This window comes from Mesoterricola sediminis (genome assembly GCF_030295425.1).
In the GTDB taxonomy this organism is placed as follows: domain Bacteria; phylum Acidobacteriota; class Holophagae; order Holophagales; family Holophagaceae; genus Mesoterricola; species Mesoterricola sediminis.
Window position 1 is genome coordinate 3,438,759 of sequence record NZ_AP027081.1, and the last position, 13,428, is coordinate 3,452,186.

Annotated in this window: 8 protein-coding genes; 4 read left to right on the forward strand and 4 right to left on the reverse strand. The window is 69.2% G+C overall.

What is annotated here, in order from left to right; all coding sequences use genetic code 11:
- Positions 1–37 precede the first annotated feature (37 nt).
- Both R2J75_RS15055 and R2J75_RS15060 read left to right on the forward strand, forming a co-directional pair.
- On the forward strand, positions 38–208 hold the full coding sequence (locus tag R2J75_RS15055; RefSeq protein ID WP_243329822.1) for a hypothetical protein: 171 nt from the start codon (positions 38–40) through the stop codon (positions 206–208).
- A gap of 208 nt (positions 209–416) precedes the next feature.
- Positions 417–1,910 (forward strand): ATP-binding cassette domain-containing protein, encoded by a 1,494-nt coding sequence (locus R2J75_RS15060; RefSeq protein ID WP_316410489.1) that lies wholly within the window; start codon positions 417–419, stop codon positions 1,908–1,910.
- Positions 1,911–1,921: 11 nt separating this feature from the next.
- Here R2J75_RS15060 and R2J75_RS15065 read toward each other — a convergent pair whose 3' ends face one another.
- Positions 1,922–4,186: a hypothetical protein gene (locus tag R2J75_RS15065; RefSeq protein ID WP_316410490.1), complete on the reverse strand. Its 2,265-nt coding sequence runs from the start codon at positions 4,184–4,186 to the stop codon at positions 1,922–1,924.
- 680 nt (positions 4,187–4,866) lie between these two features.
- On the opposite strand from R2J75_RS15065, the gene R2J75_RS15070 reads away from it, so the two are divergent.
- Positions 4,867–5,706, forward strand: coding sequence for a tyrosine-type recombinase/integrase (locus tag R2J75_RS15070; RefSeq protein WP_316410090.1), 840 nt, complete (start codon positions 4,867–4,869; stop codon positions 5,704–5,706).
- 4 nt (positions 5,707–5,710) lie between these two features.
- A complete protein-coding gene (locus tag R2J75_RS15075; protein ID WP_316410089.1) occupies positions 5,711–6,835 on the forward strand; it encodes an IS91 family transposase in 1,125 nt (374 codons plus the stop codon).
- Positions 6,836–7,970: 1,135 nt separating this feature from the next.
- Here R2J75_RS15075 and R2J75_RS15080 read toward each other — a convergent pair.
- The 3 genes from R2J75_RS15080 to R2J75_RS15090 all read right to left on the reverse strand — a co-directional run bounded on the left by R2J75_RS15080 (position 7,971) and on the right by R2J75_RS15090 (position 13,302).
- Positions 7,971–9,110, reverse strand: coding sequence for an IS91 family transposase (locus R2J75_RS15080; RefSeq protein ID WP_316410231.1), 1,140 nt, complete (start codon positions 9,108–9,110; stop codon positions 7,971–7,973).
- A gap of 3 nt (positions 9,111–9,113) precedes the next feature.
- Positions 9,114–9,953 carry a tyrosine-type recombinase/integrase gene (locus R2J75_RS15085; RefSeq protein ID WP_316410491.1) on the reverse strand — a complete coding sequence of 280 codons (840 nt, stop codon included), beginning with the start codon at positions 9,951–9,953 and terminating at the stop codon, positions 9,114–9,116.
- 259 nt (positions 9,954–10,212) lie between these two features.
- Entirely contained in the window at positions 10,213–13,302 is a 3,090-nt protein-coding gene (locus R2J75_RS15090; protein ID WP_316410492.1) for a hybrid sensor histidine kinase/response regulator, read from the reverse strand.
- Positions 13,303–13,428: the final 126 nt, after the last annotated feature.

Sequence of the window (13,428 nt, forward strand, 5' to 3'; positions counted from 1 at the left end):
GGATCGGACCCATGTTGAGTCCCGTCACGAGGTGCCTGTGGAGTACAAGGTCTATCTGAGGACGGTGGACGAGGAGGAGATCCTCCAGGATTTCGAACCGGAACGCGAGGATGCCATCGTCAAGGCCATCCGCCTGCGCCGCCGCGGCCTGGGCGAGGCCTTCGTCATCAAGGACCCCACCGGCGCGGTGGTCTTCCGGGTGGGCTGAGCGTAGGATCCGGCGCAATCGGCTATGCTGGGATCCGGGCGCGGGGCACCGCGCCGGAGGCCCCCGATGAAGTAGGTGGAACCGGAACCAGGAACCCCGACCGCAGACCCTCGAGGCGGAGCATCCGCCCCCTCGAACCGCGCGAGGCCCGGGGCGCCACGGATCCCGTTCCCGCGAGCCCGTGCCCCCGGGCCTTGGAAAGGCCCCCATGTTTCTGTCCTTCACGGACGTGACCTTCACCCACGAAGGCGCGCTGGACCCCGTCGTCCAGCACCTCGGCTTCACCGTCAGCGACGGCTGGACCGGCCTCGTGGGCGCCAACGGCTCCGGCAAGACCACCCTCCTCCGCCTGGCCCTGGGCGAGCTCCGGCCCACCCAGGGCCACATCCGGCGGCCCGGCCCCGGGTACCTCGCCGATCAGCGCACCGACCACGCGCCTCCCGGCCTGGCCCGCCTCCTCCTGGATCCCGGTTCCGCCGCCCAGCGCCTGAAGCACCAGTTGGGGCTCCAGCCCGACTGGACCAGGCGCTGGGCCACCCTCAGCCACGGCGAGCGCAAGCGAGCCCAGCTGGCCGTCCTCCTGCACCTGGCGCCCCCCTTCCTGGCCGTGGACGAGCCCACCAATCACCTGGACGCCGAAAGCCGTGACCGGGTGCGGACGGCCCTGGCCGGCTTCCGGGGCCTCGGCCTCCTCGTTAGCCACGACCGGGACCTGCTGGACGCCCTGTGCGGTCAGTGCCTCTTCCTGGAGCCCCCCCGCCCCGTCCTGCGACCCGGCGGCTACACCGAAGGCCGGGCCCAGGCCGACGCCGAGGCCAAGGACCAGGTCCGGGAACGGGCCCGGGCCGCCCGGGAGGTGGAGGACCTCCGCCACGAGCAGCACCGCCGCAGGGAGCAGACCGACCGCGCCGAACGCCAGCGCTCCAAGCGCGGCATTCCCCCGGGCGACCGGGATGCCAAGGGCCGGGTGGACGCCGCCCGCGTCGCCGACGGCGGCAGCGGCCAGCGCCTGCGCCAGCTGGACGGCCGCGTGCGCCAGGCCGCCCAGCGCCTGGACCAGCTCCCCGTCCAGCGCCAGCATGCCCTTGGCATCACCCTCGGCGGCGGGCCTCCCTCCGGTCGCCTCCTCCTTGCGCTGCCCGAACAGACGCTTCCCCTGGGCCCCGGCCGCACCCTGCGCGTGCCCGCCCTGATGATCCGCCCCGGCGACCGCATCGGCCTCGAAGGCCCCAACGGCTCCGGCAAGAGCACCCTCGTTCGGCGCCTGATGGCGGATCCCGCCCTGGCGGGGCGACCCACTGCGTACCTCCCCCAGGAACTCCCCCTGGAGGCCGCCGTGGCCATCCTGGACGCCTTCCGCCGGCAGCCCCCCGAGGCCCTGGGCCGCGCCCTCACCCTCGTGCGCCGCCTGGGCTCCGACCCCGCCCGGCTCCTGCAGAGCCGCGCCCCCAGCCCCGGCGAGATCCGCAAGCTTCACCTGGCCGGCCAGTTCAGCGCCTCACCCCACCTGGTCGTCCTGGACGAGCCGACGAACCACCTGGATCTGCCCTCCGTGGCCTGCCTGGAGGCGGCCCTCGCCACCACCCCCGCCGCCCTCCTTCTCGTCAGCCACGACCGCAGGTTCCTGGCGCGCCTCGTGACCCGGAGGTGGACCCTCCGGGCCACCGAAGGCGGGTGGAGGCTGGAGGATTCGGATGGCTGAGGGCGGCCCCGTCAGGGCCGTGCCCCGGCCTTCCGGGTCCGGTCCCAGCGATCGGCGAAGGCATCCTGCCCGAGTTCCCGGGCCAGCCGGACCAGTGGCCAGAATTCGGAAGCGTCCTCCTCGCCGTCTCCTTTCAGCGCCCGCAGGATGGTGTCCGCCTTCTGGGTGTCCCCCAGATGCAGGCAGGCCTCCGCCAGCCGCAACGACAGGTTCCGGGCAGATCGGAAGGGGCGGCGGTCCCGGGAAGCGGGGTCGGCGTCCGCGGGCCCCTTCGCTTCCCCCTGGCCGTCCCCCGCCTCCAGCCGGGCGCCAAGCAGATCCGCCAGGACCTTCCACTGGCCGCGCGCGCCCAGGGCCTCCGCCATGGGCGCCAGGACGTCCGTCGGGGGAAAGGCTGCCACGGGCGCGACCGGGCTGGGAACCAGGGCGCCCACCACCTCCAGGAGGGGCCGCTCCCCATAGCGGGCGAGGTCCAGCCAGGCCCTCCAGAGCGCGCTATCCGTGGGACGGCGCGCCAGGGCCGCCTCGATGCACGGCAGGGTCACCCGGGCCAGCTCCGCCGCCCGGGACCGGAGGTCCGCGGGCATGTCGTTCGGATCCGGGAGGGAGAGGGAGGCCTGATAAAGGACCTGGGGATAGGTCGCGAGGGGGTCCTCGAACAGGCGATGCAGGGCCGCGATCTTCGCGCCCCAGGCCTCCACTTCCTCGGGCTCCATGGCCGGCGGGGCGTTCCAGACCTCCATTTCCTCCGCAGTCCTGGGAAACGGCAAGCTGCGGCGCGCGTCATACCGCGCATCTAGAAGGGCCTCCGCCCGGGTTCCGAGCGTCTTGGTCATCTGGGCAATCGGTATCACCAGCTCTGGATGGGCCCGGAGCCGGGCCTGGGCCCGGTCCGCCTCGGTGGGGAAGCCTTCCATCCGGAGGGCGGCCAGGAGGTCCCCGTCCGTGGGCAGCCGCCGCCCGGCCAGAAGGACCCTGCCCTCGGCCGTGGCCACGGCCCACTGGGGGGACCGGCCGTCCCAGCCGAGCACCTTGCGCCACGGATTCGAGGCCTCCAGGACCTCCACGACCTCGATCGGGTAGCCCGCCTTCCAGAGCGCGGGCAGGGGCTGGGTCAGGGGCGGTCCCTGGGCCGGGGGCGGTCCCTGGGCCACGGCCACCCCCTGCCCCTGGTGGAGCAGCTTGAGGTTCGTCCCGTCCTGCCAGTACCGGGGAAGCCGGGGCCGCTGGAACCGCAGGGCGGGGCACCAGACCCCCGGGAGCTCGGGCCGCCCGAGCTGATGGGCCAGGCGCCGGATCCGGCCGTCCAGGCCGGCCCCGGCCCAGGTCGCATCCAGATCCTCCAGAAGGACGGGAACGTCCGCCTCCGCGCCGGTCCGCACGCATGCCTCCACCCAGGGCGCCAGGAGCACCTCCCAGACTGCCTGCCGTTCGGACAGATCCGCCTCAGCCCGCAGACCCTCGTCCGCCCCATCGGGCATGAGCTCGCTCTGGCTCCACCGCGTCAACCGGGGCCGGGCCAGGTCTGTCCAGAGGGCATGAAGGATCTCCCGGGCCTCTCCCCACGCCCCGGTGGCCCGCGCGTCCTCGGTCACCCGTTCCGCCAGGGCGAGGGTGGGCATGAGCAGGAGCTGGGCCCGGCGTGCCAAGTCCCAGGTGGTGCCCTTCAACGCCGGGAGCAGGTGCGATTCCCCCAGGGCCCGGTCCATCCGGAGCAGGTTTTTCCACCCGCAGGCGGCCTCGGGACAGCGGCGGAGCAACGCCATCACCTCCGGGAGGTGCCGCCGGTAGAGGTCCCGCATGCGCGGGCTGGCCCGCTCGGGGACCCCCGGACCGGGCAGGACCTCGTCCAGGCTGAGGTTGAGCCCCAGCCAGTCCCCCTGCTGGAACAGGGCGTCCAAGGCCCCGGCGCAGCGGCCCCAGATCCGGTCGTCCACCTCTGGGGCCAGATCCGGCCCCTCCTCACCCCGCCCTTCCACCCGGAGGAGGAATTCGATCTGCGGCTCAAGCAGCCCCACCAGATCCCGCCGGGCTTCCGCATGGTCCGGCCACCGCTCCAGGAAGGCCATCAGCTCGCCGATCGGATTGGGCGCCCCGGCCGCCTCCAGGGCCCGCCGAAGGGTCCCCTCCTCCGGAAACCCGCGCCCCGAGGCCAACGTCTGACCGTCCCTCCCGAGCAGGATCCAGACCCAGGGCGCCTCCGCCACGGTCCCCAGCCCCGCCCGCGCCCTCAGCCAGGGCCCGAGACTGGACCCCGTTTCGGCGTCATCCCGCACGATCCGCCCCTTCAACCGGAAATCGAGGAGATAGGTTTCCAGCAGCAACGCATTCAGTTGCTTCGAAATGGAGTCTTTTGCGGATCGGGGCCCCACCATGACCAGAGCCGAAGCCCCGGGTTGCATAAAAAACGATCTTTCCCCTTGTCCAAGCAAGGAAATCGAACACCCAAACATCAGACCTGCCACATGCAAATTCATAGCACTTCACCGCTTGAAAGCATGAAATTCAGTAACATGCGGCCCCTTCACACACCGAAGTCACACTTTCAGAAATTTAACGACAAAATAATTGATATACTATTATCACATTCCAAAAATAACATTTGTTGACACTCACTCCACAAAATGTGTCGGACCATTTCCCAGAATGGCAGGAATGGGTATCAGGCCTGCCACCCTCATGCTCGCCTTTAATTAGATCCTTCCCAAAGGAGGTCAACGCATGCTCTCTGTTGTTTCCCGCGTTGCCCCCACCACCTTTGCCAGGGGAAGCCGCGCCACCGGCGCCCCGTTCAAAACCACAGCCATAGCCAACCTTGGACGAAGCCGCTTCGCGGCAGGGGTGATCAGCGTCCGTCCAGCCTGATCGTCCAATAAGGCTTGCGGGATCTACAGCTTGCAGTCCCCATGGATGTGGCGGTGTTACAGCACCAGCCCCACATTCATGGAGGACTGCAATGGCGGTCAGTTTATCTCTGTCCCGGTTCGCCGGGGACCTTCAAATGGCGAACCGCGCCCATAAGACGATCCAGCAGTACGTCGCATCGGTGAGGCGTTTCGAGGAATTCCTTGGCCACGACCCATGCGACGCCAGCCAGGAATCGGTGCGGCGGTGGGTGGACGTCCTCCGGCAGCAGGCCATCGGAGCCTCCCGGCTGGCCCTCCACTACTCAGCCTTGAAGTTCCTCTATGCCCGGACCCTGGGCCAGCCCGAGAAGGTGGCCTGGATCACCGTCCCCAAGGCCAAGGCCCACCTGCCTTCCACCTTGAGCCAGGCTGAGGTTGCGCGGCTGCTGGACGGGTTCACCACCACGAAATACCGCACCTTCTTCACTCTGGTCTACGCCACCGGCCTGCGGATCAACGAGGCCTGCCGGCTCGAGACCCGGGACATCGACGCCATGCAGCAGGTGATCCACGTCCGCGATGGAAAGGGCGGCAAGGACCGGATGGTGCCCATGGGGGCCAAGCTCTACCGGGCGCTGCGGACCTACTACAAGCACATGCAGCCCCCGAAGCCTTGGCTGTTCGCCTCCAAGTCGGGAGGGCCCCTCTGCGCGGACACCGCCCGGCGCGCCCTCCTTTGCGCAGCGGCCGTCTCCGGCATCGGCAAGTTCGTGAACCCCCACCTTCTGCGCCACGCGTTCGCGACCCACCTGCTGGAGAGCGGCGAGGACCTGCGCAAGATCCAGGTGGTCCTGGGCCACGCCAGCATCACCTCCACCCAGATCTACACCCAGGTGGCGCCAGGCCAGATCGCCGCCGTGCGAAGCCCTCTGGAGGACCTGCCGGAGTAGGGCGGTGGGGTTCACCCGACCCCGTTTCGACATCGCCGACATCGTCCGCCTCCACCGCGACGCCCTGGAAAGCCGGGTTGCCTTGAACCGGCAGCAGCGCCGCGTCCTCACGGCCATCGGCCAATGCCGCACCGCGGCCCTGGGCGGGCACAAGGAGGTCTGCGAGCACGGTGACTTCGAGCGGATCGCCTACAACTCCTGCCGGGACCGGCACTGCCCCAAGTGCCAGGCCCTGGCCCAGGAACGCTGGCTCGACAAGGAGACCCAGCGCCTCCTGGACGTGCCCCACTTCCACCTGGTGTTCACCCTCCCGGCGGAACTGCGGTTCCTGGCCCGGCAGTATCCGGCCAAGTTCTACGGCGCCCTGTTCCGGGCAGCGACGAAGACCCTCCTGAAGCTGTTCCGGAGCCGACTGAAGGCCATTCCCGGCCTGCTGCTGGTGCTGCACACCTGGACCCGGGAGTTGACCTTCCACCCCCACCTCCATGTGCTGGTCACCGCCGGGGGCCTCGCCCTCGACGGCGGAGGCTTCATCCCCAGCGGGAAGAATTACCTGTTCCCGGTGGCCATGATGGGTGAGGTGTTCCGGGCCAAGATGCTCAACGCCCTGGGCCGGCTCCAGGCGAAGGGCGCCTTCCCTGAGGTCCCGAAGGAACTCTACGCCAGTCGGATGGCCACGGTCAGCGATCTGGACTGGGGCGTCCACGCCAAGAAGCCGTTCGGGCACTCCAGCCATGTGGCCGGCTACCTGGCCCGGTACACCCACCGGGTCGGCATCGCCAACTCCCGGCTCCTGGACGTCACCGAGGACCGGGTGACGTTCGCCACCAAGAACGGCAACACTGCAACGGTCCACCCCGTGGAGTTCCTCGAGCGCCTGGTCCAGCACGTCCTCCCCCCGGGCTTCCACAAGATCCGTCATGCCGGCCTCTACGGCTCCCTCCAGGCTGGCGGCCTTCTGGAGAAGGCCAGGGCCATCGTCGGGACCTGCAAGAAGCCCCGGAAGGATCCATCCGACCTGGAACGGGTGGAACGCGAATCCCAGACCTGCCCGGTCTGCGGCGGGGCCCTCCGTCGGACACCCCTGCCCGCCACCATCCGCGCACCGCCCGAGGACGATCCATGCTGACCGTCCCCACAACGCCCATGACATCAACTCCCGGCCTGCCCGGTTGGGGTGGCTGGACCGGGGTCTGCCTGCACCTCAGCATCCCGCCGGGAACGGTGATCCCGAAGGGCGGATCTGAGCCCCACGGAACGATCCAGGGAGCCATCGGGTCCCCTCCCGGGCTCCGACCCATTTCGAAATCCCCATAGCCCGGTTGCGCCGGCCCCCTGCCGCTACGGGCCTGTCCAAGAACGTAAGATCGGGCTGCGCGTCAGCGCGCCGGTCAAGGCGTACGCTCGTGTTCCTGCGAGCCCGATTTACTAACTATTCTCTGCATATGCCTGGTGATGCGCCTCTGGAGAAATGTCCTCAAGCACCGGATCCCCTCGGGCCAACCGACACCATTCACCCCTCATAACTCAAGCCACAACATCGAATTCCATTCTCCAGCCATGGGTTTTCCTTGGGTGCCATGAGCCACGACCCCATTCCCAACCATTTACACTTTTCAGCCATTTTGCCGATCGCCATCACGCTTGGTTGCCACCCGGGATTCGCCGGGTCGACGGGCCCTTCTGCAGCTGGACCCCATGGATCACGCAGGCCCCACGCAGACCCCCATGCAAGGCCTCGCGAGGCGCGTACGCCTGGCGACCCAACGCGGTTTTCGAAGCATGCCGGCCGGCATTCGAAATGGATCCCTCCCCATATGACCCCCCACCAGGGGACGTTCCGCGCCGCCCTCTCCAGGGACGTGAACCCCACCAGGCCTGGCGATGGACCCGCCTGCGATCCGATCCATCGCCTAATCGGCCCGAAACGCCAACCCCAGGGTCCATGGGCCGGCGTGCAAACTGTTAGCAATTCCGGGGGCAGGTACCGGTCGGCCATGCGTGCATGACGGCCCCAGCCCCCCAGAATTGCGGGGTTGAACAAGCTCGTTCGCAGCGGAGCCGGCGCGCTCGTTATGCGGAATTCGGGGTGGGTCGGGCTCCCTTGGGCATGCGGAGGGCCCCGACGATGCCCTGCATGGTCCGCAAGGTTCTCTGGCGACAGCCTGGTCCCGGGCTGCCGACCCATTCGGGCCAGACCCTTCCCAATCCGGGCAGGGACGCCAGGCACGGGATGGTGGTGATGGGCGCAGTAGGGACGGCAGTCATGCTGGTGTCCCCTCGGGTGGCGCCCGCGGCCTGGGCAGGTGCTTGCGGGCCATCATCGAGCCACAGTCGGGGCACAGCATGTCCCGGCATTCGACGATGGCGATGAGCCGATCCTCCACGCCATCGTCGGGAGCGGGCTTTCGCCAGAGGTCCGGGATGGCCTGGTCGCCGAGGTGGGCCTTGGCCTTCTCCAGCAGCTTGGGCGAGGCGTATAGGCCGTAGTGCCTGACCTTGGTGAACTGCTCCGGAAGCACATGGAGCAGGAACCGGCGTAGGAAGGCCACCTCCGGCAGGGTGGCCGTGGCCTTGCCCTTGGTCCGGAAAGTCACCTGGCCATCGGCAACCTCGAGGAGTCTCGAATTGGAGATCCCCACCCGGTGAACGTAGCGGCCCAGGTAGGCGAGGGCGTGCCAGGCCTCCCGGTAGGGGCGCTTGGCATAGACCACCCACTTCCGCTTGGCGAGCCTTGCCATGAGCACATTGAAGGCCACCCCCGTCAGGCCCAGTTCGCCCCGCTCCTGAGCCTCGCGCAGTAGGGCCATGAACTTGCCCTTGAACAGGGCGCCCAGGCGATGGACGTGGAACAGGAATTTCTGGGAGGTCGGGACCCACCGGCTCCCGTCCAAGGCGATGCCGCCGGCGGAGACCAGGGCATGGGCGTGCGGGTGGTAGCGGAGGTCCCGGGTCCAGGTGTGGAGCACGAACGTCACCCCCAGGGTGGCTTCCAGGTGGGTGTGCCCCAGTTCCAGGAGCGTGGCGCTGGCCGCCTGGAACAGGATCCCGTGGAGCAGGCGCGCGTGGCTCATGGCGATCGGGCGCAGTTCGGACGGCTCGGTGAACACCAGATGGAAGTGCGCTGCCGCCAGGAGCCGCCTGGCCCGGGCCTCGATCCACTTCTCCTGGGCCAGGTTCTGGCATTTCGGGCAATGCCGGTTGCCGCAGGAGTTGTAGCTGGGGTGCTCCCGGCCGCAGTCCGGGCAGACGTCCACATGACCGCCCATGGCGGCCGTGCGGCAGCGGCTGATGGCCCGGAGGACCTTCGTCTGGCGATGACCCAGGGATGCGTCCGCCTCCAGTTCAGGGAGATGGCGCCTGACGATATCCGCAATGTCGAACCGGGGTCGGGAGTAGGCCACCGCCTACGGGACCAGGTCCTCCAAGGGACTCCGGACGGCAGCGATCTGGCTGGCCGAGACCTGGGTGTAGATCTGGGTGGACTTGATGGACTTGTGGCCGAGCAGGACCTGGATGGTCCTCAGGTCCGTGCGGTTCTCCAGGAGGGAGGTGGCGAAGCTGTGCCGGAGCATGTGGGGCGTGACCACCTTCCCGATGCCCGAGGCCGCCGAGGCGCACAGGAGGGCGCGACGGGCCGTCTCCGGGCAGAGGGGACGTCCGAAGCGGGTTGAGAACAGCAGGGGTGGCGTGGGGCGCTCGTACTTCCAATATTCCCGGAGCATATCCAGCAGGACGGAGCGGAGCATGACTAGGCGCTGGCCCCCACCCTTGGCATGTCGGACGTGGATCACCCCCCGCAGGGCATCGATGTCCTGGGTCTCCAGGCCGATGGCCTCGCTGATCCGGAGGCCCGTGGCGTAGATCAGGGCGAAGAACACGCTGTACTTGGCCACAGTGAAGGACTTGAGCACCCGGCCCACCTCGGCCGCGGTCAGGATGGTGGGCAGCGGGGCATCCTTCCTGGGCATGGAGATGAAGGCCACCTTGTCGGGCTGGCCCAGGGTTTTCCGGAATAGGAAGGCCAGCGCCGAGTAGTGGCATCGCAGGCGTTCCGGGCCGATGGGCTGGGCCTGGAGGTGCTCCACCCAGCGGCGGATTTCCGCCTGGGAGGCACGGTCGGCCGACTTGCCGACCATCTCCTGGAACCGCCGGATGGAGGCCAGATATTGCTGGATGGTTCCTTTGGCACGCCCGGCCATCCTAAGATCGGACTCGAGTCGCGACAATACGGGGTTGTGGCTCATGATGAACCTCCTTGAATGTGGGGGACGGTGCTGTAACACCGCCACATTCAAGGAGCCTCATTTCAGCCAATTCCGCTAGCCGGTTCCGAATCCCTCACGCTGCCGGCGCGATCCTCCTCCGGCTGCGAACGCAGCCTTCGTTCAACAGCCCGATCATCACGCACCCCTGCCACGAGCGCGAAAGAGGTGCCCGAAGCGCTGGCCACCGGCACCAGGAGGACAAAGCGTCGAAGCGCCTGAGGATCTGCCCCGGGCCCGCCTAGGGGGAGGAGGTCCCACCCCGCAGCGCCGCCGCCACGGCCGCCGCCAGTTCCGCCTGGCGGAAGGGCTTCTGCAGGAAGGCAAAGGCCCCCTCCTCCCGGATCTGGGCCAGCTCCCCCTCCCGGGAGAACCCCGAGCAGATGAGGACGGGCAACCCCGGGTCGAGGGCCCGGATCCTCCTGAGGATGTCCCTTCCCCCCATGACCGGCATGATCATGTCCAGGATGACCAACCGGATCTCGTCCCGCCTTCCCTCGAACGCGGCGAGCCCCGTGGTGCCGTCCTCCGCCGTGAGCACGGTGTAGCCGAGGCGCTCCAGGAGGGCCTTGCCCGTGAGCCGCACGAACGCCTCGTCATCCACGAGGAGGATCGTGCCCCAGCCGCGCTCGAGCGGGGGCTCCGGGACCTGGAGGGCCCCCGCGCCGGTGGCCAAAGGCAGGTACAGGTGGAACACCGTGCCCTTGCCGGGCTCGGAGTACACCTGGATGGCACCATGGTGATCCAGGACCGTGCCATACACCGCCGAGAGGCCGAGCCCCGTCCCCTCCCCCTGCCTGCGGGTGGTGAAGAACGGCTCAAAGATCCGGGCCTGGACCTCGGGCGACATGCCGCAGCCCGTGTCCTCCACGGACACCTGGAGGTGGGGCCCGGGTACGAGGTCGAAGGGGGCGTTGGCGCAGGAGATCTCATCCAGGGTGACGGCCTCCAGCCGGAAGGTGAGGACACCCCCTTCGGGCATGGCGTGGCCGGCGTTGATCCCCATGTTCAGGAAGGCGTTCTGCAGGAGGGCGTCGTCCCCGAGGACCCGGGCGCTTTCCGCCCGGTTGTCCACGTGGACGCGGATGCGTTTGTCGAGGGTCCGGCCGAGGATGGCCGCGGTGTCGTTCACGACGGCCGCCACGTCCACCGGAACGTGCGCCGTCTCGGCCTTCCGGGAAAAGGCGAGGAGCTTCTTGGTCAGGGCCCCCGCCCGTTCAGCGCCCACCAGGATCATGTCCGCGAAGGCCAGCCGCTGCGCCGGGGACACGTCCAGACCCCGGAGCACCTCCGCCGCGCTCATGATCCCCGCGAGGGCATTGTTGAAATCGTGGGCGATGCCCCCCGCGAGCTGCCCCACGGCCTCCATCTTCTGGGCCTGGTTCAGCTGCTCCCGCAGGCGCTTCTGCTCCGTGATGTCCTTGCTGAAGACCGAGATCCCGACGATGGCGCCGTCCTGGCGGATCGGGTTGAAGGAGAGCTCGAGCCGGCCCCCCCCGTTGGGCTCCATGAACTCCTGGCGGAAGGCCCCCTCCCGGAGCACCCGTTCATAGAACCCGATCCAGACCGCGGCCTGGTCCGCCGGTTGGAAATCCGCGGGCCCCATCCCCGGGGCGATCTCGACGTCGAACCGGCGGCGGAGGCGCTCGACGAGCGCCTGGTTGAAGGTGCGGAACCGGTAAGCCAGGTCCACCGACCAGATCGAATCGGCCGTGTTCTCGAACAGGGCCCTCAGGCTGGCCTGGGAGCTGCGCAGCTCCTCCTCCGCCCGCCGCAGGTCGGACAGGCTCACGTAGCTGACCCGCAGCAGCCGCCGGTCCTGAGTCGGCAGGCTCGTCAGGTGGACCTGGCACGGAATCAGGCGCCCGTCCCGGCTACGCACGTCCCGCGGGTAGGAGAACACCTCGCCCGCCAGGGCCCGGTCCGTGAGCTTCCGGATGCTCTCCGACACGTCCTGGCAGCCCGGGATCGGTTCCGAGAAGAAGTCCGCCGGCCCCAACTGGAGCAGTTCCCCCCGCCCGCACCCGAAGATCGCCTCCGCGGCGGGGTTCACATCGACGTAGCGCCCCAGGTCCGCGTCATAGACGGCGATGGCCTCCGGCGCCGTGTCGATCAGGACCTGGACCCACCGCCGCTGCTCCACGGCGACCCGCTCCGCCGCCCTCCTGCGGCGGTTCTGCACGGCCAGCCCCAGCGTGGACCCAGCCAGCACCGCCATGATGGCGGCGATGGAGAGGATCTGGACCTTGTACTGGGCCCAGGGGCTCGGCGGCCGGCGCAGCAGGACCGCCCCCCGGGGCAGGCGGTCGGGATCGAGCCCGTGCCCCTCGAAGGCCGGCCAATCGAACAACGGGATGGGGCGGTTGGGGAATCGGACCACCGGCTCCTTCCCCGGCAACGGCGCCTCCCCGCGCAGGGCCCCAAGGGCGATGCGCGCGATCTGATGGGCGCTCTCGGTGACGCTCAGCATCGACCCGCCGACCACCCCCGTGCCCAGGAGCGGCTCGAACGTCCCAAAGACCGGCTGGCGGGTCTGGGCCACCACCTTCGCCGCGGCCTCCTTGGGCACGAAGCCGCTCCCCGCCCCGTCCTCGAAGATCGTCGAGTAGAGCACCAGGGTTCCCTCCCCGGCCCCCGCGACCCGCGCCAGGATCTCCGGGAAGGCCAGGCCCCGGGTGGACGTGATGGCCAGCTTCCCCGCCCAGGGCGCGAGGGCCTCCCAGGCCTGCGCCTCGTACATCCGGTCCTGGGCGCTGGACCCGGTGACGAGGAGCACCTCCCGGGCGCCGGGCCGCAACCCCAGGGCCAGCCGCAGGGTGCCCCCGTAGTCGAAGGAGGAGCCGATCAACCCTAGCCGCCCCTCGGGCCGCTCCGGGAGCGGGAAACCAGGGTAGAGCGCGATGAGCGGGGCGTTCCCCGCCAGGAAGGCCCCCTCCCCGAGCGCGAACCCGGTGGCCGCCGGATTCAGGGCCACCACGAGGGCGAACCTCTGGTTCGCGTATTTCATGCGCAGCAGGGCCACCAGCCGCTCCCGCGCAGGCCGGTCCACCACATGGAGCAGGTCCAGGTACTCCACCCGCACCGAGCGGAGGGTGCCGCCGGCCCCGATGAATTCCGAAAAGAAGGCCCTGGAGAACAGCTCCGAGAAGGGCGCCCCGTTGGCGTCGCCCAGGAGCACGAGGATCTGCGGCGCCCGCTCAGGCTCCGGCCGCGCCTCGGCCCCCGCGCGGACCCAGGACGCGAGGCCCAGCACCAGCAGCCCCACCAGGCACAGGAGGGCCCCCGGCTTGCGCGATCTGAAGCCCGGTCCGGCCCTTTCCCGCGACACCATTCGAGGTCCTCATGATGTTGGTTTCCGCATCATCATGATCAATTCCGTCAAAGAAGCAAGCCCGCGGAGCCCGAGGGACGCGGAGCGCCCCGGCCCACAGGCGGGTCGCTTGCAAAATCCCCGGCT